Origin of the sequence: Roseibium aggregatum (assembly GCF_017309185.1) — a bacterium.
Lineage (GTDB): Bacteria > Pseudomonadota > Alphaproteobacteria > Rhizobiales > Stappiaceae > Roseibium > Roseibium aggregatum_B.
On the sequence record NZ_JAEKJZ010000001.1, the window covers coordinates 403,392 to 426,917 of the forward strand.

The following is a 23,526-nucleotide window of genomic DNA, read 5'->3' on the forward strand; positions in this document are numbered from 1 at the left end:
ATTTGATTGAGATCAGAAGCGGTTCGCTGTGATTTAAGCGATCACGCCCATGATGTCGGATTCCTTCATGATCAGGAGGTCTTCGCCATCGATCTTGACTTCGGTGCCGGACCATTTGCCGAACAGGACGCGGTCGCCTGCCTTGACGTCGAGCGGAACGATCTCGCCGGAGTCCTTGCGAGCGCCGGTGCCGACGGCGATGATCTCGCCTTCCTGCGGCTTTTCTTTCGCGGTATCCGGAATGATGATGCCGCCGGCGGTCTTCTCTTCAGAGTCTACGCGGCGAACTACGACACGGTCGTGCAGTGGACGAAATGCCATCAGACTGTTTCCTCTCATGAGCGCGCCCCACGCATTTGGCAGCGCGCGAGACATGATTATTGGGTTGACTGAAACGGGAGGCCTGCCTTCCCGCTACATATTAGCACTCCCTCATGGCGAGTGCTAACAGCGCCTTCGATTTATGTAGCTGCGCTTCGGTTGTCAATGCCCATGAAGGAGATTTTCTGCGCCCCGACAAGCTTGCAGGGACGGAGCGTTAATACGGCGTTTAGCCGGACCTCAATTTGGGTTGGAAACCGTGAAAGGCAAGGTGAACCCGGCCGATTTTCCGGTAATTTCGTCGGTGAAGCTGGTTTCGAGCCTGTAGTCGCCGGCATGAAGGCCGCTGAACTCGAATGTGAGCGCCGCCGACAGCTCCCGCATCTTGGACCGTCCGCTGCCGGTGAACTCCGCGAAATTGTCCTGTTCGGCGAGAACCTGGCCGGAAAGATTGAGCAACTTGTAACTGGCCGTCAATTTGTAGGAATAAAGACCGTCGTTTTCGGCAAACCCGTATCCGACCGGTTCGGCGTAGATCGACAGGGTCTCGCCGTCCGTATAGGCTGCGGTCTCGCGGGGAACGTATTCGCCGTAGCCGCTGCTTGCCTTCTCGGTGAGCGTTGCGGTTGCAAAACCAAGGCCGGCGGTCTCCCAGGCCCGGTCGTAAGCAGCGAGCGCCTTCGAGAATTCCTCAGAGAGCCCGGTCTCTGCCACGGTCTGCGCGGGAGCGGACAATGGTACCGCCATGGTCCCGATACCAATAAGGATAGCAGAAACGATCCGCCGCGATGCATGCCGTCCGCGAAATATTGACATAAGTTTACCCCGCCCGCCCTTTAATCTTGTCTATTCTTAGCGATTTTGCCGATATAGACCGACTTTTGCCTTGAGACAAGACAATGTGTGCAATGCGGTAAACGCAGGCGCCCTTTGCGTCCGGTTCTTTACCCATGAAAACGGAAAACCGTGTCTCGTGTTAGGGCTTATCGTCCGGGGGCTTGATGTCGCGCGGCGTTCGGCAGCGGGGTGGGATGCCTCTCAAAGACTGCGGGCTTCCCAGGACTGGCGCTTGCGGTAAATGGTGGAAGGGCTGATCTCGAGAGCCGCCGCGGCCATCGCGATATTGCCGTCGAAGGCATCGAGAGCGTCCTCGATGATCCGGCGCTCTTGGGCCCAGAGCGGTTCGATCGTGCCGAAGGGACGGCTTTGCGCCTGGGTCCGGCCGCGCTCGCGGGAGAGATCGATGACGGCACCCGGACGTGCACTCTGGTCGCGGATGACCAGGGGAAGCATGTCGTAAGTCACGGCGGCGCCTTCGTTCATGACGACGATCTGCCGGATCGTGTTCTCGAGTTGGCGCACGTTGCCGGGCCAGGCATAGGCGACGATGCGGGCTTCCGCATCCGCGTCGAAGCCCTTGAAGGCACGGCGTTCCTCTTGCGCGAAGCGGCTCAGGAACGTTTCGGCAAGCGGCAGGATGTCGTCCCGCCGTTCGCGCAGCGGCGGCAGATGGATCGGCAGCACGTGCAGCCGGTAATAAAGGTCCTCGCGGAACCGGCCGGCGGTGATCTCCGAAAGCGGATTGCGATTGGTGGCGCAGATGATGCGCGCGTCCACCTTCCGCGTTTTGGTGTCGCCGAGCCGCTGGAAGGTGCCTGTCTGCAGGAACCTGAGCAGCTTGCTTTGCAAAAGGAGATCCATTTCGCCGATTTCGTCCAGGAACAAGGTCCCGCCATCGGCCTGTTCAGCGGCCCCGGCCCGGCTCTCGGCCGCCCCGGTGAAGGCGCCGCGCATATAGCCGAAAATCTCGCTTTCGATGAGATCCCGGGGGATCGCGGCGCAATTCAGCGTGACGAAGGGATTGGCTTCGCGGTCGGAGAGGTCGTGAACAGCATTGGCGCAGAGTTCCTTGCCGGTTCCGGACTCGCCGGTGATGAAGACCGGAGCCTGGGAAGGGGCCATGCGCGCGATCTGGGCGTGGATATCACGCATCTGCGTCGAACTGCCGATCATGCGGCGCATGCCCTTCGGTTCCTCCGAGGCGGTCGGCCGGATGTTCGCGTCCGTCCTGTCGGGAGCTGACGGGATGCCCCGCTGCTCGGCCGGCACGCTTTGGGGCGGAGGCGAAGGCCGGCGCTGCTTGAGCTGAAACCCGATTTTGGAGGCAAGCGCGTCCAGGGAAAATGGCTTGGTAAGGAAGTCGTGCGCCCCGGCCCGCATGGCGCTGACTGCGCGCGAAACGGAGCCCATGGCCGAGACCGCGATGATCACGGCCTTGGGGCAACGCACGGCGTAGGATTCCAGAGCCTGATCGCCACCTATGGTTTCCAGGTCGATAATGAGGATATCGGTCGACTTGTCGGCGAGGTCTTGCAGGCAGGAGGTTGAGTCTGTGTAAAGAATTGGGTCCGTACAGTTGGTATTCAGTTTGGCGCAAACGGCCGACGTGCGGGCGGCCTCTGAAGCCGATGCATCCAATACGCGTACAATTACAGGCAAGTCTTTGCCCCCGTTACTCCCCATTGCTGGGCAACTCCCATCGCTCGATCCGGGTCAGTCGAATATCGAAAGATTCGTCAATTCGATAATTCTCCGAACAGGGTAAACAAAGCGTTGTCATGAGAGGCATTTTGCAGATTTACCCATGCCTAAGGCGTCGAGCTAGGCAATTATGACGATCCTGCGATATAGCCGATGAGAAATCCGGCGGCGCTCAAGGCGGTTGCCAGGGCGAGCGCGGCGGGAAGGGAAAGCCCCTGCGGCCCCGGGCCACGCTTCAGGGGAGGCGCGGAGGTATCTTCCGAAAACCGGGTTCCAGCCAATATCGTGTCCGCGACGGTCCGGAGGGTTTTCTCGTCCGCGGGCGTCGCGGTTTCGATATCGGTAAGGGAAAGCGTGAGCGTTTCGCGCGCGACGGGAGGAGGTGAACCGTCGGTCGCGACAGGCTGCGCCTTAGCGGATGGGGGCGAGGGCTGGGCCATGTCCGTTTGCGGCGGTTGCCTCGGCATCCGGGCGGTTTCGAAAGACGTGCCGCTTCCCGCGGGTTCGAATTCCGGCGCATAGCTGCCTTTCGGGATGACGATGCGAACAGGAGCGCCCGCTCCGGTCCCCTCGTAGTATTTGGAGAGACGCTGGCGCAGACGTGCCGCTTCCACGCGCACGATCGGGTCGGTAACCGGGTTGAAGTTCTCCGTGCGGCCCAGAGCCTCCACGGCGATGGTGTAGCCCTTGATCTTGTCCCGTTCGTTGTCGAGCGCCGCCTTGACCACGAACTTGAGAAAAGCGCGCAATTGCGGCGCAGGCTGGAACTCCGGGCTCTTCAGTGCGTCCAGAAGCGCCACCTGCACATCGTCAGCGGAAATCTGGACATCTCCGGCTGGAGCTTCTCCAGGCGGATAGGTGTCGCTGGATGGCGTTTGATCGGAAAGAGGCCCATCGGTGACGCTGCGGCCCTTGTCGGCACCCTTCGCCGTCGGCCGCGCGGGACGCCTGGACGTTTGCCCGGCAGATCGCATGCCAGTTCCCCCCTTGGTAACTGGTTCCTGTAATGCGCCACGACAAAGTTCCCCACCCAAGTAATAGTGCACTACAGCCCGAATGCAAGGCGAAGGACCGCGCCAATTCGAATGGCCGGAATAACGTAAGGGGAGTGGATGCTTTTCTTCGTCAATACGATTGCGATGAAAACAGGATCAGATTCAGGTCAATTCGGCGCATAGTCGGGGACAAGTCGCGGAAACCATGTTGGAAAGTGGCTTGAGGATTCGGAGGCCGCTGTTTCTTAAGGCATGATTGGCCGGTAATTTTGATTCGTGTCGGAATGTTCTAGAAGCCATGGGCCGAACAGGGACCATATTTGTTGCAGTCTGCATGGCCGTGATCGCGTTGTCGTCGGCGACCGTGCTGGTTTTCCAGTTTGGGCGCCCGTTCGGCGAGGCGGTTTCCCTTTCCCTGGCACTCATGTGCACCATGATCCTGATCCATCTGCTGATCGGGCGTGCCCGGGACCGCGGCGCGGTCAACGAAGCGGTTGACCGTCTGGAAGAGCGGATGGCCGATCTCGACGACGATGTCGGCAATCTGGAGGGACGCCTGACCGGCATGGAGCATTCCCTGCCGCGGCGAACGCGCGCGGAAATCGATCCGCTTTTTGCCGAAGTCGAGGTTCTTGGCACCCTGGTCAAGCAGATGGCCGAAGCCATGTCCGATCTCGAAACCAGGGTGGAGGATCAGCAGGCCGTGGCACCACCACCGCAACGGCAGAGCCTGCCGCGCTATCCGCAGCCGCAACCGGCCCAGCAGCCGTTGGTTCAGCCGTATTTTCCCGAGCCCCAGCCCGTCCCGGCGCCTCAGTCCGTTCCAGCCCCCCATTCTTCCGCCAACGCGCCCTACGCTCAATCCGATTGGACTTCAGACGAGCGCCAGGGGGCAGAGGACGGGGCCTTCGGACGAGGCGGTTACGAGACCGCCCAGGATCAGGCGTCAGGCTTTCCTTCCGTTGAGCCGGCCCAGTCGCATGGCGGCGTGTCCGACTGGGACCGCAAGTACGGCGTGCACGCGCCGCGCCCAGAAGACCGGGGCTTTCAGCAAGAGACGCCGGGACGTCCGGACCGGCCTCCGCAAGAGCCGGCACCGGCTCAGGCATTCGCGGAGCCGCTTCAGGAGCGCCCGCCCGCGCCCCGGGAGCAGGCTCGCCCCAACATGGCCATGCGGGAGCTGATCACGTCGGCGCTCAACGCGAACCGGGTCGAGTTGCATCTGCAGCCGATTGTGACCCTGCCCCAGCGCCAGGTGAAATATTATGAAGCGTTCACGCGGTTGCGCGACGCAAGCGGCAATGCCGTCGAGGCCAGAAGGTTCGTTCCCGAAGCGGTACGCTCCGGTCAGATCGCCCGCATCGACAATCTGCTCTTGTTCAGGTCCGTGCAGGTCATCCGGCGCCTGACCTCCAGGAACCGCAACGCCCGGCTGTTTTGCAACATTTCGTCGCTGTCGCTGGTGGACGACACCTTCCTCCCGGGCTTCCTGGAATTCGTGAAGGCCAACCGGGAATTCGCCGACGTGCTGGTCTTCGAGTTTTCCCAGGACGATGTCGCCCAGATGGGCGCGATGGAGCTGGAAAGCCTGAGCGCTCTCTACGACATCGGGTTCCGGTTCTCCATCGATCAGATTTCCGACATGAAGATGGATTTCAATTCACTGGCGGGCCGCGGCTTCAAGTTCGGCAAGCTGAATGCGGATTTCCTGATCGGGCGCCGCGAGGCCAATCACGGACACATTCATCCCTCGGACTTCGGCGATCTGCTCCACCGCTATGGCATGGAACTGATCACAGATCACGTGGAGACCGAATCCCAGGTCCTTGAACTGCTCGATTACGATGTGAAACTCGCCCAGGGCAATCTGTTCTCGCCGCCGCGTCCCGTGCGCGCGGAGGTCCTCCAGGGAGCCCCGGCGCCGGGCCCCAGACAGTCCGCTGCGCAGTAGAAGTGCGGGGCAGTAGAAGCAAGGGTTTCCCGTTTCCTTGCACCTTTGCGCGTCTGCGCCGTGGCGGTTTCGCCTTCACAGAACATCATCGGACCTGGTCCGGTGATCCGTTCCTTTAAGCGGGCCAACCGCCGTTGTTGCCCGACCGCCGGGCCGTCAGCCTTGCGCCGGCCCTACGGTGATGACGGTCGGTTCCTTGTCCGCCAGCAACCGCCTGGCCACCCGCTTGACATCCTCGAGCGTCACCGCCTCGATTTCGCTGTTTCTGCGGTCGAAATAGTCGATCCCGAGATCGGCGTTCTGCAGGGCGACGAGCTGCCGGGCGATCTTGCCGGAACTGTCGAAGCGCAGCGGATAGGACCCGGTGATATACTGCTTGGCCAGTTTGAGTTCGTCCTCGCCTGGCCCTTCCGAGGCCATGCGTTGAATCTGCGCCAGCATGACGGAAACAGTCTCGGCGGCCCGATCCGCTCTCGTCGCGGCGGAACCGACCAGCAAGCCGGTGTGTTCATAGGGGGAAAGCGACGTCCCGGCGCCGTAGGAAAGGCCGCGCTTTTCCCGCACCTCTTCGTACATCCAGGAGGTGAACGTGCCTCCGCCCAGAATGTGGTTCATCACGTAGGCGGCCTGGTAATCGGGGTCGTCGCGGGTGATGCCCGGCAGACCGACGAATATGGTGGTCTGCGGTATCTCAAGGTCTCGATGCACTTTTTCTCCGGTTGCCGGAACGAAATCCGCCACCGGCTGAAGATCGCCTGCCTCGGGAAGGGCCGCGAACACCTTGTCGAGAAGCGGCTCAAGCGTTTTGGCGTCGATAGCGCCGACCACGCCGATCGTGAGCCCCTCCCTGGCCAGCATTCTGGTGTGCTGCGCGTCGAGGTCCGCTGCGGTCAGGCCGCCAAGGGTTTCCTCTGTGCCGAGCGTCGGGCGTGAATAGGGATGCTCGCCGAACATGGCGTTGGCGAGGGATCGTCCGGCGAGGGCATCGGGACTGGTCTCGTTGCGTCTGATCTGCGTGGCAAGCTGGGTCTTCATGCGCTCGACAGGGGTCGGGTCGAAACGCGGATCGTTGACAGCCAGCGCCAGAAGGTCGCCTGCCTCGGTCAAGGTCGGGGTCAGGGTGCGCATGCTGCCGAAGAGACGGTCCTTGCCCGTGCTGAAACTGATGCTCACGGCCAGCTCTTCGAGCCGCGCCTGAAACGCCTCAGAGGTCAGGTGTCCGGCTCCTTCGTCCATGGTTGCGGCCAGCAGACGGGTGAGGCCTTCTTTCCCTTGCGGGTCCTGGGTGGAGCCGCCTTCGAACGAGAAGTTCATGGCGACGATCGGCACGGTGTGGTCTTCCACCAGCCAGGCCTCGATGCCTTTAGGACTGACCACTTTCTGGATTTCGACGGCCTGGGCAAGGCGCGTCAGGCCAACCAGGGCGAAGGTTGCGATGAGGAGGGCGCGAAATGCTGCGTTTGCGGGGAGTGTCTTTGCCATCGGATCAGGACCTGTCCTCGTGATTTGCGTCATCCGTCAGGGCGGTCTCGGGGGCGGTCTCGGGCGCCGCGGTGGGCTCCATCCGCAGTTCGCCGACAACAGGAGGTCCGCTCAGGTAGGTGCGGGCGGCATCGAGAACATCTTCGCGGGTCACGGCCATGACCTGTGAGGGCCAGGTCTGGATGTCCTCGACCGTCTGCCCGCTGGCGAGCGAACTGCCGAATAGACGGGCGAGCGTGGACTGGCTGTCCTGCGCATAGATCGCACCAGAGATCATGCTGTGTTTCGCGCGTTCTACTTCCTCTTCGCTCACACCGTCGTCCAGAAGCTTTTGAAGCTCCGCTTCGACAAGGGTTTCCATTTCCTCAAGCGTGTGGCCGGGACGGGGGGAGGCGTAAAGCCCGAACCGGCCGTCGTCCAGGGCGCCGTCCTGATAATAGGCCCCGGCGCTCAAAGCGGCTTCCTTGTCCAGAACAAGCGACTTGTGCAGCCGGCTTGTCGGTCCGCCACCGAGAATGTTGGCCAGAACGTCCAGCGCCTCGGGAGTTTTGCCCGGTCCCGTTGTCTGACTTGGAACGATCCAGTTTTGTGTGATGGATTCCTGCCGGACCCTCGGGTCGGAAACCGCGATGCGCCGTTCGCCCGAAAGCGGCGGCTCGGCGGGCCGGATGCGTTCGCCCGGTTCGGCGCGCCGGGCGACCTTTCCGTAGGTCTCGGCAGCAAGGCTTCGGACTTCATCGACGCCGACGTCTCCGGCAACCACGAGAATGGCGTTGTTGGGTGTGTAGAACCGGTCATAGAAGGCGAGCGCGGAATCCTCGTTCAGCGCTTCGATCTCGCTCTGCCAGCCGATAATCGGAGATCCATAGGGATGATTGACGAAAGTGATCGCATTCATGGCCTCCCGCAGCCGTGACCCCGGTTCGCTGTCAACCCGTGAACGTCGCTCTTCCAGCACGACGTCGCGCTCGGGATCGACCACTTCTTTTGAAAGCACCAGGTTTTCCATCCGGTCGGCTTCAAGCGCCATCATCAGAGGCAGGTGTTCTTTGGCCACACGCTGGTAGTAGGCGGTATAATCCGTGCTGGTGAAGGCGTTTTCCTGACCGCCGCGCTCCGCGATCATCTTGGAAAAGGCACCGTCCGGGTGCGACCGCGTCCCCTTGAACATCAGGTGTTCGAGAAAATGTGCGACACCGGACTGTCCTTCCGGCTCGTCGGCGGCGCCCACCTTGTACCAGATCATGTGGGTAACGACCGGGGCCCGGTGATCCGGTATCACGACCACCTGAAGACCGTTGTCCAGGTGGAACGTCTCCAGGTTCGGCGCGATGATGATGTCCTCAGACACTCCCGTTCCCGAATTGGTCCGGTCCGAACTCGCTTCGGCGGCGGGAACGAGGAGAAAGGCGGTGAATGCCACGGCGCCGATCGCTTTTCCGATGCGGTGAGGGATGACGCGCGAGGTTGGCAACTTCGTCGGGATCACGTGCAACTCCAGTTTTTGTCTTTAAACGCAAAAGACCTCCGGACACTGACCTTCCATATAGGAAGAAGTGACCGGAGGTCTCGTTACAATTTTGTCATCGACCGCGGAGGCCGCTATCAGTCGCAATATTCGGCCTGACCCTTCAGGCAACGGGGATCGAGCCTCTGGTCGTCGTCGAAGGGATCCTTCTTCCTGCCTGTCCGCTCGACTTTCTTCGTTACCACTTCCGGCAGGGGCGCATCCGGCGACGGGGTACTGTACTCCGTGGGCGGCTCGGTCAGGTAACGGCGTTGTGCCAGGCCGTTGTTGGCCAGTCCGGCCTGCTGGGCTTTCAACTTCTGAAGGCGTTCCCACTCCGCCTTCTGTTCCTCGCGGGTGAGGGGCGCACCGTCCGCGATCTCGGCTTCGCGCCGCTGCTCTTCCGTATTGAGCGGGGCTGTTCCGGTCACGCCGGTAATCTTGAAACCGCGCATTTGCTCGGGCGTCAGGCGCTTGTCGGCCGAACCGGCATAAAGGGCCTTGAGCTCTCTGAGCTCTTCGCTCTCTTGCTGTTTCGGCCAGTCCGGAGAATTGACGCCTGCGACATTGGTTTCAGGCTCTGGAAGGCTTTCCGTCTTCGAAGGCATGGCCAGTGGCGCGCGGGGCTTGTAGTCGATCGGTTTTTCGTCCGGGTCGACGGCGCCCAGACCTTTCATGATCGTGCTCACAAGCGCGGTATCCGGCGCCTGGGTGGTTCCGTCGGCGGCCTGACACGCGGCGAGCCCCAGGAGAGCCGCCAGCATCGCAAGATTTTTTACCAGCCCGTTCTTCGTCCGCAGCACAGCAGAGTCCTTAAATTTTACTTCGAAAACAGGCGGATCTCCGCCCACAACCGGTCAATTCAGCCTTAAACCGCTATTTTGCGGCTGAATTAGGACCATTTTTAAAACTGTCATACAGGAGACCGGCGACCCCCGCAACGATCCACACATCCGCCAGGTTAAAGACATACCAGGAGAATGTCCCCACGTGAAAATGAACGAAGTCGACAACGGCGCCATAGGCCAGCCGGTCGATCCCGTTGCCGATCGCGCCACCGATAACGAGCGCGAGCGCGACGGCCGATAGTCTGCCCGTGGATCTTGCGGACCAGATCCAAAGCCCGACGGTCACCAGGATGGTGAAACCGGCCAGGAGCCAGCGGCCGAGATCGCTCTCCTGCTGAAACAGACCGTAGGAAATCCCCCGGTTCCAGACCAGCACGAGATCGAGCACGGGCAGGAGCTGGACCCGCCCGGCGGCTCCAAGGTCATAGCCGTAGACAAGCCAGAGTTTCGATGCCTGATCGAGCAGGACGCCGGCGAACGCGATCAGGAAAACCAGCAGGCTGAAGCGGCCCCACAAGAGGGGCCGGTTCGATCGTTCCACGTCGGTCCGGTCCGGTTCGCTCATCGGTCCGCACCCGGCTCACGCTGACGCGTGAGCTGCGTCCCATTCGCGCAGGGCACCCGCATCGCGCAGGGTCACGTCCGGATAGTCCGGATCGGAACCGACCTCGGGCAGGATCTTCCAGGAGCGCGCGCATTTCGTGCCTTCGGCAAGTCCCGGAACGACCGCGACGCCCTTGGTGTCGTCGAGCGTGAAGGCGCCGTCCGGTGCCGGGTCCGAGGTGAGCGTGAGCTGGCTGGTGATGGCTATGTCGGCCATGTCCTTGCCTTCAAGCGCGGCCATCAGCTCCGGATCCGTGACATGGACGACCGGATGGGCCTCCAGGGACGATCCGATCCGCTTTTCCCGGCGCTCCACTTCGAGAGCTCCCGTGATCACCCGCCGCACGGTTCTGATCTTGGCCCACTTGGCGGCCAGGGCCTCGTCTTTCCACGTGCCCGGAACTTGCGGGAACTGCTCCAGATGAACCGAGGTGTCCTCGCCGTAGCGGGATGTCCAGGTCTCGTCCATGGTAAAGGGCAGCATCGGCGCCAGCCAGGTGACAAGGCAGTTGAACAGCTTGTCGATGACGTAGAGCGACGCCTTGCGGCGCTGCGACGAGGCCGCGTCGCAGTAGAGCGCGTCCTTGCGGATGTCGAAATAAAACGCCGACAGTTCCACCGTCATGAAGGTGAACAGCTGGTGGAAGATCCGCTTGTAGTCGAACTCCCAATAGGCCTCCCGGACCATGGCATCCAGTTCCGTCAGCCTGTGCAGCATCAGCCGCTCCAGCTCCGGCATGTCTTCAAGCGCGACATCCTCGCCGGTGGCGTGGGCAAGGGACCCGAGCATCCAGCGCAGCGTGTTGCGCAGCTTGCGGTAGCTGTCGACGTTGGTCTTGATGATCTCCTGGCCGAGCCGCTGGTCTTCCCAGTAGTCGGTCGAGGCCACCCAAAGACGCAGGATGTCCGCGCCGTACTGCTTGATGACGTCCTGCGGGAACACCTGGTTGCCGAGCGATTTGGACATCTTGCGTCCGTCTTCGGCCATGGTGAAGCCGTGGGTCAGAACCGCGTCGTAGGGCGCGTGACCCCGTGTGCCGCAGCTTTCCAGGAGCGAGGAATGGAACCAGCCGCGGTGCTGGTCGGAACCTTCCAGGTAAAGCACATAGTCCTTGCCGCCGTCTCCCTTGCGCTTCGGCGCAAGATCGTCGCGCTGCTCCAGCACGAAGGCATGGGTGGAGCCACTGTCGAACCAGACATCGAGAATGTCCGTTACCATGTCCCAGTCGTCGGCGGCGTAGTCGTTGCCGAGGAAGCGTTCCTTCGCCCCGTCCACGTACCAGGCATCGGCGCCTTCGGCGGCGAAGGCGTCGAAAATACGCTTGTTGACCGCTTCATCCTTCAGGATCTGGTTGTTGTCCTTGTGGATGAAGACCGTGATCGGTACGCCCCAGGCGCGCTGGCGCGACAGCACCCAGTCCGGACGGTTTTCGATCATCGAGCGCAGCCGGTTCTGGCCGCTGCCCGGCACGAAACGGGTCTCGTCGATGGCGTTGAGCGCCCGCGTGCGCAGGGTATCGGTTTCGCCGCCCAGTTGCTTGTCCATATAGACGAACCACTGCGGCGTGTTGCGGAAGATCACCGGCTTCTTCGACCGCCAGGAATGCGGATAGGAGTGGGTGAGCCGGCCGAGACCGATCAGGTTGCCGCTCTCCTTCAGCTTCTCGATGACCGCCTTGTTCGCCTTGCCCTTCTCGCCCTTGTGGGTGATGACCTCGCAGCCTTCGAAGCCGGGGGCGTCCCTGGTGTAGAACCCGTCGTCGGCGACGGTGAAGGGGATGGCCGTGTCGATGCCGCGGGTTTCGAGCTCGGCGCGTTTTTCCATCCAGATCTCGAAGTCGTCCGTGCCGTGACCGGGCGCGGTGTGCACGAAGCCGGTGCCCGCATCGTCGGTGACGTGATCGCCGTCGAGAAGCGGCACGTCGAAGGCGTATCCGCCGAGATCGAGGTCGGCGAGCGGATGCGCGCAGGTCAGTGTCGCCAGTTCATCCGCGCTCACCTCGCGCACACGCGTGAAGTCGCTGATGCGGGCGTTCTTGAACACCTCTTCGGCAAGCGCGTCCGCCAGGAGCAGGAGGTCGCCCTTCTGAACCCAGTTTTCTTCTGGCAGGTCGTCCTGCGTTACCCCGAAAAGACTGTAGCCGATGCGCGAGGAATAGCTGATCGCCCGGTTGCCCGGGATGGTCCAGGGCGTGGTCGTCCAGATCACGACGGAAGCGTCGAGCAATTGTTCGACGGCGGTGTCGTCGCTGCCCCCGGCGGAGGTGACCGGAAACTTCACCCAGATCATGTCAGACTTGTAGTCCTGGTATTCGATCTCCGCTTCCGCCAGCGCGGTTTTCTCGACGACCGACCACATGACCGGCTTGGAGCCCCGGTAAAGCTGGCCGGACATAGCGAATTTCATCAGCTCGCTGGCGATGATCGCCTCGCTTTCGAAGCGCATGGTCAGGTAGGGATTGTCCCAGTCGCCCTCGATGCCGAGGCGCTTGAACTCCTCGCGCTGCACGCCGATCCAGTGCTCGGCGAATTCACGGCATTCCTGGCGGAATTCCACGATCGGCACTTCGTCCTTGTTCTTGCCCTTGGCGCGGTATTGCTCCTCGATCTTCCATTCGATCGGCAGGCCGTGGCAGTCCCAGCCGGGCACGTAGTTGCTCTCGTAGCCCATCATCTGCATGGAACGGGTGACGATATCCTTCAGGGTCTTGTTCAGCGCGTGGCCGATATGGATATTGCCGTTGGCGTAGGGCGGGCCGTCGTGAAGCACGAACTTGTCGCGTTCCTTGCCCTGCTCACGAAGCTTCTTGTAGATCTCCAGCTTTTCCCAGCGTGCGAGGATCTCCGGTTCCTTCTTGGGGAGGCCGGCGCGCATGGGAAATTCGGTCTGCGGCAGGTTGAGCGTTTCTGAGTAGTCGCGTTTGTCTGTCTCGGTCATCGTCAAATCGATCCGGTCGTTCGGGCGCATGCCCGCGGTCATGTTGCTGGGTGTGTGCCGGCCTTTTGCCAGGCGGCAACGTCAAACGGTGGATCCCGGTCCCTGGCGCCGCGCGGTTCGCGTCAGCCGAAGGCCGGGCAACTAATTCGCGACACTTTGGCCATCGACGGGCCGATACTTATGAAAGTCCTGTCTTGCATGGCAAGGGACATAGCAGCACTTCGCGCGCGAATAAAGCCGTTCCGGTCAATCGGCACCGCTTTGTCTTTTTGTAGCCGCGGGCAAGGGTCCCGGCGGGGAGGCGCTCGATAACGACCCGGTAACCGAATATAGACGTCTGTCCTGCATGTATTGCCGATGGAGATGGCGACACAGGCAGGACGGTCCGGCTGGCATGGCGATAGACGCAAAACTCGAGAGCGCAATGGCGGCCGGAGCGGATGGCAACGGCGGTTGGTGGCAGAAGGGCGTGCGCTCCGGCAACTGGCTGACCTGGGACCGGATCGGGTTCGCCTGCCTGTGCGTAGCCGTGGGGGCCGTGCTGGGATTGGTCTGGATGCTGTTTCTTCCCAACGGTTTCACATCGCCCAACGGCACATTGATGATGGACTACCTGAGCTTCTGGCTGGCGGGAACACAGGTTTGGGAGGGGAGTCCCGAACGGGTCTATGACACGTTGGCCTTCGCCGCCCTTCAGGAACAGCTGAGCGACTCCGATACCTTTTTCGGCTTCTTCTATCCGCCGACCTTCCAGCTGCTTCAAAGTGCCTTCGCCTGGCTGCCTTACAAAGCCGCCTTTGCCGCCTTTGTCGCGGCAACCACGGGCCTTTTGCTGGTGGCCTGCCGGCTGATCACCGGAAAATGGCTGCTGGCCGCGTGTCTCATTCTTGTTCCGGCCTGCGCCAACAACGCCTTTCACGGCCAGAACGCGGCGCTGACGGCCGCCCTATACGGCTTCTTTCTCGTCGGGCTGGAGCGGCAAAAACCGATCCTCGCCGGCATCGCGCTCGGTCTCCTGACAATCAAGCCCCAGCTCGGCATCCTGGCGCCGGTCGCGCTGATCGCTTGTCTCAACTGGCGCGCATTCGTCAGCGCATCCGTCACGACACTGGTTTTCGCGGGCCTCAGCGCGGCGGTTCTGGGGGGAGGCGTCTGGCTTGCCTTCTGGCAGCAGGCGCCGGTCGCCACCGCCGTGATGGAAACCGGCAGCGTCGAATGGGAGAAGATGATTTCCGTCTATGGCAGCGCCAGGCTTTTCGGTGTGGGTCATGGCACGGCCATCGCGCTGCAATCGGTTGTGGGGCTCGGTGCGCTCTGGGGTGTCTGGACGGCCTGGCGGCGGGCGGAGACCATGGCGGTACGCGCCTCCGTGCTCCTTGGCGGAACGCTGCTCGTGACACCCTTCGCGATGGCCTACGACCTGACGCTTCTGGTGGTGCCTTGCGCCTTCCTGATCCGCGCCGGGCTCAAGGACGGATTTTTACCTTATGAAAAAGTGCTTCTGTTCCTGGTCATCGGACTGTCGGCCTCGACCAGTCCGCTTGCTCTGTGGCTGCACGTGCCGGTGGCGCCTCTTCTGCCCTTGATCGTCTTCGGCCTGGGCATAAGGCGGCTTGTCGCAGCGGAACCTGTTGCGGTATCGGCTGCACCGCAAGGCAGTGTCCTAGGATGAGGCCGCTTTCCTGTTCACACGTTCGCGATGGGCGATATAGAGCCCGCTGAAGACGATCAGCGCGATGCCGAACCACGTCGGGCCGTCGGGAAACTCGGTGAAAACCAGATAGCCGAACAGCGTCGCACCGACGATTTCCAGATATTGCAGCGGTGCCAGCAGAGTGGCGTTGCCGCGTTGAAACGCCGCGACCACCAGACCGTGAGCGGCGAAGGAAATGAGCCCGATCAGCATCAAAAGGCCTGTTTGACCACTTGTCGGCGGCAGAAATTCCATTCCCTGCGTGCCGGTGAATGCGCCCAACGCCAGCGCGCAACCGAGAAACAGCGTACCGGACAGGCCGGCGCTGAACTGAATGGTCAGGAGTCCGTCTGTGATCGGGCGGAGCCGGTTGATCAGAAGGTAGAAGGCAAACAGGAAGGCTGTGCAAATCGGCAGAAGGCTTACGAGGCCGAATTCCGCAATGTTCGGTCTCAAGATAATGATCGCGCCCAGCAGACCGACCAGGATCGCGCCGATCCGGCGGGGACCGACCTGTTCCTTCAAAAGCAGCGCGGCCAACACCGTGAGGATCATGGGTTCGACGAAGAAGATCGAAATCGCGGTTGCGACCGACATGTATTTGACGGCGGTGAAGAAGCAGAGCGAGGCTGCCGCGAGCAAAACACCTCTGAGGTAGTTCACCACCGGCTGCTTGCCTCTGAACGCCCCGAATTTTCCAGTCGCCAGAATGATCGCGAACGCGATCGCGAACTGGAAGAAAAAGCGGCCGAACGTGATTTCAAGCGGTGGCAGCCCGGCCGACAGATATCTGGCGATGATGTCCATCATCGGAACCAGCATCATCGCCGAGGACATCAGGAGGATTGCCACGAGTGGATTCTGGTCGGCCGTCTCGGGAAGAGCGGACTGGCTCATGACGCGAAATCCAGAAGCTTCAGGTCGATTTCCGACAGGGGCCGGAGAGACCCGAGAGCGGCGCGCGCTTCCTGGCCGTCCCGGTCCATCTGCGCAATCAGATCTTCGGCGGAATCGAACTTTTGCTCGCCGCGCAGGTAGGAGATCAGGTGCACCCGCAGCGTTTCGTCGTAAAGGTCGCCGCTGAAATCGAACAGGTGGACTTCGAACAGTTTTGCACCATTGTCGAAGGTCGGCCGCCGGCCGTAGCTTGCCACGCCGTCATGCCAGCCGCCGCCCGTCTTCACCTTGACCGCATAAATCCCCTCAAGAAGCGGGCAGTCCTCGCTCAGGCTCAGATTGGCCGTGGGGTACCCGAGGTCCCGGCCGCGCTTGTCGCCGTGACGGACTTCGGCCTCGAAAAACCAGCGGTATCCGAGAAGCCCGTTGGCTTGGGGCATGTCCCCACGGGCAAGGCAGTCGCGGATGCGGGTCGAGGAAACGGCTTCCGCGCCCTCGTCTTCCTCCCGGTGGACGATGGTCACCCCGAAGCCGTGGTTGGCGCCCGCCATGCGCAGGAAGTCGGGGGTTCCCTGCCGGGCCTTGCCGAAGTGGAAGTCGTAACCGGTCACGGCATGGCGGATGCCGAGCGTGTCGATCAGAATGTCCTGAACGAAAGCCTTGGCCTCGATACTGGCGAATTCTTTGGTGAACGGCAGGATCAGCGCGCCGTCGAGACCGCACACACGCAGCATCTCGACCTTCAGCGCCGGCGGTGTCAGCCGGAAAACGGGTGCCGAGGGATTGAACACGGTGCGTGGGTGCGGCTCGAAGCTCATCGCAAAAACCGGATGGTGGGTGCCATGTCCCATGCCGAGCGCCGCGTCGAGAACCGCGCGGTGCCCCCGGTGGACTCCGTCGAAATTGCCGATGGCGACAACCCCGCCTTTCAGATCTTGCGGAAAGGCATCCAGACTGTCGGCGAACAAAAATCGGGAGGAGGCGGGCGAACTCATGCGGCAACCTTTGCGCAACTTTGGAGCAGGTTTGGAAATATCCCAGGAGCGGTCCGGAGAAACCTGCCTGAACAGGAAGCTCCGCCGACGCTGGCGTGGAACCTGCCGTCAAGCTCGCGAAAGGTCAAGCTCGCTTGATATCAGAGACCGGAGCGGTCTTCCTCGCGGCTGGGCACCTTTACGAGCGCTTCGCCTTCCAGAACGACCGTATCGTCCACGCTACAGACACAGGAGAGACGGGCGCGGTTGCCACGTTCCATGAGCTCCTCCACCGTGACGGTCACCTTGACGTCGTCCCCGATCTTAACCGGCGCCTTGAAGTTCAGCGTCTGGGACAGGTAGATGGCGCCTGGACCGGGCAGGCGCGTGCCGAGCACTGCGGAGATGAGGCTTGCCGTGTAAAGACCGTGGGCGATTCGGGTCTTGAACGGGGTTCTGGCGGCAAAGTGCTCGGAAAGGTGGATTGGGTTCCGGTCCCCGGACACTTCGGCGAACCCGATTACATCCGAAGAACTGACATGTTTGACGAGTTCTTCGCTCATTCCGGTTTTCAGATCTTCGAAACAGAGTTTTTGAAGTTCCAGCATTTATGTGGCCCGCCACTAGGAGTTTTCAGGTTCGCGGACGCTAGGCGGCGCAAGGTTTTCTGGCAATAGTGCTTTGGGCGAAGAAAAAAGCTTCTGAAATTAACGGTCTTTTCAGGTGCGGCAGGTAGATTGCTTGGAGTGTGGGGAGGTGAGGACACAAGTTGTGTCGCTCTCCTTCGAAGTCATATCGCGATTCCAACGGCCCACGGCCAGGGGCCGCGCCAATTGACAGTATGGAGTAGACAATGGCCCTTGATCTTCAGATGCCGGTCCTCGTGGTCGATGACTACAAGACGATGATTCGGATTATCCGGAACCTTTTGAAGCAACTTGGTTTCGAAGACATCGACGATGCCGCGGACGGCACCGAAGCCTTGGAAAAAATGAAACAGCGCCGCTACGGCCTGGTGATTTCCGACTGGAACATGGAGCCGATGACCGGTTACGAACTGCTCAAGCAGGTTCGCGCCGACGGCAGCCTCAGCAAGACACCGTTCATCATGGTGACGGCGGAATCCAAGACGGAAAACGTCATTGCCGCCAAGAAAGCCGGTGTGAACAACTACATCGTGAAGCCCTTCAACGCTCAGACGCTGAAAGGCAAGATCGAAGCAGTATTCTCCGATTGATTTTCGGCACTCGATCGAAGGACCTCCGGTCGGATTGGATCGGGCGTCCCTGGATCGACTGCGGCCCGAGTGCTGGAACATCCGTAACACGCTCAATAGAAAGCGGAATGTTCCCGGCGGAGCCAGACCAGGCGTCTCTCCGCCAGCACCAAGCGGATAGGGTGAGAACGCGCGATTTTGCTTGTTTAAGCATGTCGGGCGGGATTCGCTGTATCCGAATTGTTTAAGAGAAATCTGGCCTTCGGATCCGCATTTGGGAGGCTGTGCACAATGAAAAGGCGGGAGCCGATGACCACCATGAACAAAGACAACGTCGCACGAGTAATCGACTTTCTTCAGGAAAACAAAAATCGGCAGGGCGAAGTCTCGCTCAACGATGTCATGCACTTGGCGGAAGTTATGTCCGGCTCGATGTATGATTTCTTGTCGACTGTGCAGCCTGCCGTAACGGAAGAACTGACTGCGATCGCGAAGGAAATCACCCGCATGAAGGAGGAAATCTCCAATTTGCGGGCCAACGACATGACCGGCAGCAAGATCCCGGACGCCGGGCGCGAGCTGGACGCGATCGTGGAAGCGACCGAGGACGCCACAAACACGATCATGGAGGCGGCCGAGGAAATCATGGGCGCCGACACGAGCGACACGGAAGCCTATCAGGAGCTGGTCAGCAACAAGATGATCTCCATCTTCGAAGCCTGCACCTTCCAGGATATCACCGGCCAACGGATCTCCAAGGTCGTCGAAACCCTTCGCTTCATCGACGAACGCGTGGCCTCCTTCATCGAGCGCCTGCGCATTCCGGAGGACCTGGACGCGGCGATCGAGGAGACGGACAACGACCGCCGCAAGCGCGAACTGATCCTTCACGGACCGCAGCACAAGGGCGAGGGCGTGTCCCAAAACGACATCGACGCCATGCTGAATGGCGGCCAAGCGGATATCGACAAGCTGTTCGACTGACAGGCGATACCTGCCGTAAACTCTGAAAAGGGCCGTCTTTGCAGGCGGCCCTTTTGCTTTTCCGGACGGGTGCGGCCCTACTCGGCAGGCGCGGCGGCGGCCTTGCGGTGGGACCGGCGCTCCGCCGCCAGCGATGTCAGGCCGAAATCGTCGAGCACAGTGTAAAACGCAGGCACGACGAAGACGATCATCAAGGTGGTTCCGAACAGGCCGAACGAAATCGAGGTCACCAGCGGGATCAGGACCTGGGCCTGGGTGCTTGTTTCGAAGAGCAGCGGCAGCATCCCGGAAACCGTCGTGACGGATGTCAGCAGAATTGCCCGGAATCTGGCCTTCGCCCCGAGCGGCGCGATGTCCGCGACGTTTTCCATGTCCGGTGCGTGTTCGTTCTTGATGAACTGAACCAGCAGGATGGAATCGTTGACGACCACCCCGGCCAGAGAAATGAAGCCGAGCGTGCTCGGCAGGGTAAAGTCCAGTCCCATCAGATAGTGGCCCCAGACCGCGCCGATGAGCGCGAAGGGGATCAGGACCATGACGACGACCGGCTCGGTAAAGCTGCGGAACTGGAAGCTGAGCAGGATGAACACGAAGATCAGTCCGGTCCCCAGGGAGACCATCATCGAGGCCTGGGTCTCCGCGCCTTTGGCGTTCTGGCCTTCCGTCGACGTCTGCAGGCCGGGATAGGTTTCGGCCAGGTCCGGCAGAAAACGGCTCTCGGTGTCCGTGACGACTTCGTTGGCGTTGGCGACGCCGAGCTGAACGTCGCCGGTCACGGTTACCGTTGGCAGGCGGTCGACACGGTTGATCCGTGTGAAGCTCCGGTCGGACACGATATTGGCGACGCTGCCGAGCGGCACCCGGTGACCGGACGGGGTTTCTATGGTGAAGAGCTCCAGATCGCCCAGACTGTTGCGGTCGGCACCGGCAAGCCTGACATCCACCTCGAAATTTTCCGATCCGACCTGGACCTCGTCTGCCGTGATCCCGTTGTAGGCGCCCCTGAGCTGGTCCGCGATAGCCTTGGCGTCGAGCCCGACGGCACCCGCGCCATCCTTCAGGGACAGGGACAGCTCCGGCTTGCCGAGAGCCAGATCGTCGGAAACGTTATAGACGCCCCGATAGGCTTTCAGCCAGGTCTGCAGGTCTTCGGAGGCCCGGTCGAGCACGTCCGGATCGCGGTGGGAGAGGCGCAGCTCGATGGCTCTGCCGGCCGGGCCGAGGCTCGACTCCGTGATCACGATCTGCCGGACATCGAGCGTCGGAGGCAGCTCCGCGCGCCAGGCCGTCAGGATTTCCTGGTTGCCGGAGCCGCGGACGGTGCCTTCGAGCAGGTCGACATTGACGGTCGCCAGATGCGCACCGCTGGTGCCCGCGTCGCTGTTTTCGTTGAAGCGGACCAGAACGTCCTTCAACAGCGAAACCCCGCCGGGACTGCGCGCCGACAGGTCTTGATCCACACGTTCAAGCGCGGCGATGGTCTTGGCGACGACGGCCCTGGTGTCATTCAGGCCGGCGCTTGCCGGCAGCTCGATGCGCGCCTCGATCTGGTCGCCCTCGGCATTCGGGAAAGCCTGAAACTTCACCAGGCCGCTGACGAGCAGCGACAGGGTGAACAGGAACAGCATCACGCAGATCCCGACCGTGAAGTACCGGTTTCGGACGGACCAGCTGGCGCAGGGGCCGATGACATGCTCACGCACCCAGGAAAGGCCGTCTTCGGCCCTGCGGGTGACCGGATTGGGCTTGTCGGCCGCGCCGCCGTGAGACAGGTGGTTCGGCAGGATGAGGAAGGCCTCGATCAGCGAGATCGCCAGAACCAGCAGCATCACCACCGGAATGACCCGCAGGACGTCGCCGAGATCGCCCTTGATGAAGGCCAGCGCGCCGAAGATCGCGGCGGTCGTCAGGAAGGAGGAAACAACGCCCGGAGCCACCTGCAGGGTGCCTTGAACGGCCGCTTCCAGCGGTTTGAGTCCCTGCTGCCGCTTGGTGGCGATGTTTTCAGAGATGACGATCGCGTCGTCCATCATGATGCCGATCACGATGAGCAGGGCGACCATGGAGAGCATGTTTATGGACAGGCCGATCAGGGACATGATCGCAAGGGCGCCCAGGAAGGAAACGGGCAGTCCCATGCCGATCCAGAACGCCTGGCGCCCGCCGAAAAAGATCCACATGGCGGCGACGACCAGGGCCAACCCCTGCAGCGAGTTCTTCACCAGCATCTGGAGGCGGTCCCTCAGGATGATAGAACCGTCGTTGATGACGGTCAGGGTCACGCTGGGGGCGGCACGGGCCTGTTCTTCCGTGACGAAGGCTGCCACACGACCGACAACCTCGATCAGATCGTCACTGCGGGTCTTGGAAACATCGAGCACCGCCGCCAGTTTGCCGTTGAGCCGGGTCTCGACCTCCTCGTCCTCGAAGAGGTCGGTCACGGTCGCGATGTCGCTGAGTGTGATCTGACCGCCCTGGGGCGAAGAGGCGACAACCACGGAGGAATAGGCGTCGGCCGCGAGACGCTCGTCGGCGAAGCGCAGGAGAATGGAACCGCCTTCCGCGGTGATTTCTCCCGATGGAATGTTTATGTTCTGGCGCGACAGGGTGTCGGCGATTTCGGAGAGCGTCAGGCCGATCTGCCGTGCCGCCGCGTCCTGGACCTCGATCCGGAACTGACGGTCCGAGAACCCGGAAATCGTTACCTGCGGTATGCCGCCGAAGCGCAACATCCGGCTCTTGACTTCTTCCGCGTAGTTCTTGAGCTGAGGCTTGTCCTCGATCCCGGTGATGACCACGGATACCGCCCTGGTGAGCCGGCCGGACTTTTCGATGGACGGATCCTCGACGCTGTCGGGAAAGTCTGAAATCGCGTTGATCTCCCGGTCGACATCGAGCATCAGTTGGTCGATATCGCCGCCTTCGACGATCCTGACCGTGGCGATCGCCACGCTCTCGCGCGCGTCGCAGCGCAGCTCGTCGATGTCCTCAACCCCGTCGAGCGCATCCTCGACACGGCGGCAAACGGTCCGTTCCACATCGGAAGATGTGGCGCCGGGATAAGCGAGCGTGATCTTGATTTCCTTGATCGGGATTTGCGGAAAGGTCTCCAGCAGGAGATTTGGAAGGTTGAGCAGCCCCAGGAGGATCAGTCCGGCCATCAGGAGATTGGCCGCTGTCTCGTGCCGGGCGAAGTACCGGATCATTGCAGCGCGCCTCCCTCCGGACCGGACATGGCGGACAGGCTTTTATCCATCTTTTCGTCTTCAACCGGTGTGAGCAGCATGCCCTCGATCACCGGGGACACATCGCTGACAACGACCCTTGTCCCTGCCGGGAGCGGATCGCGCAATACGACCAGATCCTCGAACTGGTAGACGATCTCCACATCCGACAGAACGAGACGGCTGTCCTGCGTAACGGTCATGATCCGGCCGTTGACGATGGCATTGCGCGGCAGCACGGTTCGGTCCGGCACGGCGGGCGCGGACAAAAGGACTTCGGCGAACATGCCCTTGACCAGCGGCGGCCGGATACCCGGTTCAACGTCGGTGTAAGGCTCGTCGACGGTGACGATCAGTCCGACGGAGCGCGTGTCCGGGTCGACCGTATCGCTGACCCTTTTGACCCTGGCTTCACGCGTCGCCGTTTTTCCGCCGAGGCCGACCCGGACCGTTGCCGACAAACTTTCCAAAGAGCGGCGTGCGCTGGACAGGCTCTTTTCGCCTCCGCTCCGGTCCGCGAAGGCAAGGTCCGCGAAACCGGCCATCTGGGCGGGACTGATCTGGACATTGATGTCGGCGGCGTCGATGCCGTCCAGTTTTCCGAACGACTGGCCCGCGGCGACGAATTCGTCGATCTCCACATCGACGGCGGCGACACGCGCGTCGAAAGGGGCCCGGATCTCGGTCCGGGCCAGGTTCAGTGTGGCCGTTTCAAGCTGAACTTCGCTCTTGCGCCTGGCCTGCGCCAATGCCTTTCGCTTGACCGGATAAAGCGCGATCTCGTTTTCGAGGTCCTGCACCTGCGTCTGTTGTTGCAGGACGGCCGCTTCCTGGGTTTCGACCGACTGGTTGGTCGAGACGTTCCGGTCAAGAAGCGTTTTCTGTCGCTCCAGATCGCGTTTCTCCAGGTCGAGCACCGATTTCGCGATCTCCAGGGTCTTTTTCTGGGCCTGGAGGGTAATCTCGAGTTCCTCCAGGTCGACGTCCGCGCTGGCGATGTCGGTCTGCGCCTCGGCGATTGCCAACTCGTAGTCCTCGGGCAGCAGTCTTATCAGCGTATCGCCCCTGGAAACGAAGTCGCCGCGCTTGAAATCCGGATTGATGTAGCTCACCCGACCGGAAACCTGAGCGATGGCGTTGAGCGTGCGCGCCGGCTCGACCGTGCCGTAGCCGATAACGCGCGGGACGAAAGCCTGCGGGTTCACGGTGACGACGCGCACAACCGTCGCCGCTTCCGCGATTTTCGAGCGCTCGGGCGCTTTCCGCTCGCCGATCGCGTAATACAGAACCGCGATTCCGGCCAGCACCGGTGGGATCAAAAGGGCTTTGCGCAACAGCGACACAAGACAACT

Annotated in this window: 18 protein-coding genes; 4 read left to right on the top strand and 14 right to left on the bottom strand. The window is 61.7% G+C overall.

From position 1 onward, the window contains the following. Positions 1–33: 33 nt before the first annotated feature. The 4 genes from groES to JF539_RS01905 all read right to left on the bottom strand — a co-directional run bounded on the left by groES (position 34) and on the right by JF539_RS01905 (position 3,836). Positions 34–321 (bottom strand): co-chaperone GroES, encoded by a 288-nt coding sequence (gene groES / locus JF539_RS01890; RefSeq protein WP_207138649.1) that lies wholly within the window; start codon positions 319–321, stop codon positions 34–36. 240 nt (positions 322–561) lie between these two features. After that, positions 562–1,068: a hypothetical protein gene (locus JF539_RS01895; RefSeq protein WP_207138652.1), complete on the bottom strand. Its 507-nt coding sequence runs from the start codon at positions 1,066–1,068 to the stop codon at positions 562–564. 291 nt (positions 1,069–1,359) lie between these two features. After that, entirely contained in the window at positions 1,360–2,844 is a 1,485-nt protein-coding gene (locus JF539_RS01900; RefSeq protein WP_207138654.1) for a sigma-54-dependent transcriptional regulator, read from the bottom strand. Positions 2,845–2,990: 146 nt separating this feature from the next. Then, positions 2,991–3,836, bottom strand: coding sequence for a hypothetical protein (locus tag JF539_RS01905; protein ID WP_207138656.1), 846 nt, complete (start codon positions 3,834–3,836; stop codon positions 2,991–2,993). A gap of 355 nt (positions 3,837–4,191) precedes the next feature. Here JF539_RS01905 and JF539_RS01910 point away from each other — a divergent pair, with 355 nt between their 5' ends. Beyond that, on the top strand, positions 4,192–5,808 hold the full coding sequence (locus JF539_RS01910) for an EAL domain-containing protein (protein ID WP_207138657.1): 1,617 nt from the start codon (positions 4,192–4,194) through the stop codon (positions 5,806–5,808). A 156-nt stretch (positions 5,809–5,964) separates the two neighbouring features. Here JF539_RS01910 and JF539_RS01915 read toward each other — a convergent pair whose 3' ends face one another. The 5 genes from JF539_RS01915 to ileS form a co-directional block, all read right to left on the bottom strand. Next, the gene (locus tag JF539_RS01915) at positions 5,965–7,290 is read right to left on the bottom strand and encodes a M16 family metallopeptidase (protein ID WP_207138660.1); all 1,326 of its coding nucleotides are present in this window, start codon (positions 7,288–7,290) and stop codon (positions 5,965–5,967) included. 4 nt (positions 7,291–7,294) lie between these two features. Then, complete coding sequence (locus tag JF539_RS01920) at positions 7,295–8,776, bottom strand: M16 family metallopeptidase (protein ID WP_419247673.1); 1,482 nt, start codon at positions 8,774–8,776, stop codon at positions 7,295–7,297. 119 nt (positions 8,777–8,895) lie between these two features. Beyond that, a complete protein-coding gene (locus JF539_RS01925) occupies positions 8,896–9,600 on the bottom strand; it encodes a hypothetical protein (protein ID WP_207138661.1) in 705 nt (234 codons plus the stop codon). Between the two features lie 73 nt (positions 9,601–9,673). Next, on the bottom strand, positions 9,674–10,210 hold the full coding sequence (lspA, locus tag JF539_RS01930) for a signal peptidase II (protein ID WP_207138663.1): 537 nt from the start codon (positions 10,208–10,210) through the stop codon (positions 9,674–9,676). 15 nt (positions 10,211–10,225) lie between these two features. Further along, on the bottom strand, positions 10,226–13,186 hold the full coding sequence (gene ileS / locus JF539_RS01935; RefSeq protein WP_207138664.1) for an isoleucine--tRNA ligase: 2,961 nt from the start codon (positions 13,184–13,186) through the stop codon (positions 10,226–10,228). A gap of 394 nt (positions 13,187–13,580) precedes the next feature. Here ileS and JF539_RS01940 point away from each other — a divergent pair, with 394 nt between their 5' ends. After that, the gene (locus tag JF539_RS01940) at positions 13,581–14,858 is read left to right on the top strand and encodes a glycosyltransferase family 87 protein (protein ID WP_207138667.1); all 1,278 of its coding nucleotides are present in this window, start codon (positions 13,581–13,583) and stop codon (positions 14,856–14,858) included. Here the strand turns inward: JF539_RS01940 and JF539_RS01945 are convergent. The 3 genes from JF539_RS01945 to JF539_RS01955 all read right to left on the bottom strand — a co-directional run bounded on the left by JF539_RS01945 (position 14,850) and on the right by JF539_RS01955 (position 17,358). Beyond that, positions 14,850–15,776 carry a DMT family transporter gene (locus JF539_RS01945; RefSeq protein ID WP_207138669.1) on the bottom strand — a complete coding sequence of 309 codons (927 nt, stop codon included), beginning with the start codon at positions 15,774–15,776 and terminating at the stop codon, positions 14,850–14,852. The two genes, JF539_RS01940 and JF539_RS01945, sit on opposite strands and share 9 nt — an antisense overlap. Then, complete coding sequence (locus tag JF539_RS01950; RefSeq protein ID WP_207138671.1) at positions 15,773–16,771, bottom strand: bifunctional riboflavin kinase/FAD synthetase; 999 nt, start codon at positions 16,769–16,771, stop codon at positions 15,773–15,775. The genes JF539_RS01945 and JF539_RS01950 overlap by 4 nt, the downstream gene beginning before the upstream one ends. A gap of 140 nt (positions 16,772–16,911) precedes the next feature. Continuing rightward, on the bottom strand, positions 16,912–17,358 hold the full coding sequence (locus JF539_RS01955; RefSeq protein WP_207138673.1) for a MaoC family dehydratase: 447 nt from the start codon (positions 17,356–17,358) through the stop codon (positions 16,912–16,914). 245 nt (positions 17,359–17,603) lie between these two features. Here JF539_RS01955 and JF539_RS01960 point away from each other — a divergent pair, with 245 nt between their 5' ends. Together JF539_RS01960 and JF539_RS01965 are read left to right on the top strand one after the other, a co-directional pair. Next, positions 17,604–17,987, top strand: coding sequence for a response regulator (locus JF539_RS01960; protein ID WP_006935666.1), 384 nt, complete (start codon positions 17,604–17,606; stop codon positions 17,985–17,987). Between the two features lie 288 nt (positions 17,988–18,275). Continuing rightward, entirely contained in the window at positions 18,276–18,950 is a 675-nt protein-coding gene (locus JF539_RS01965; protein WP_209016958.1) for a chemotaxis protein, read from the top strand. Positions 18,951–19,027: 77 nt separating this feature from the next. On the opposite strand, the gene JF539_RS01970 is transcribed toward JF539_RS01965, so the two are convergent. Further along, on the bottom strand, positions 19,028–22,156 hold the full coding sequence (locus tag JF539_RS01970) for an efflux RND transporter permease subunit (RefSeq protein ID WP_207138675.1): 3,129 nt from the start codon (positions 22,154–22,156) through the stop codon (positions 19,028–19,030). Then, entirely contained in the window at positions 22,153–23,517 is a 1,365-nt protein-coding gene (locus tag JF539_RS01975) for an efflux RND transporter periplasmic adaptor subunit (protein WP_207138677.1), read from the bottom strand. The genes JF539_RS01970 and JF539_RS01975 overlap by 4 nt, the downstream gene beginning before the upstream one ends. Positions 23,518–23,526 lie beyond the last annotated feature (9 nt).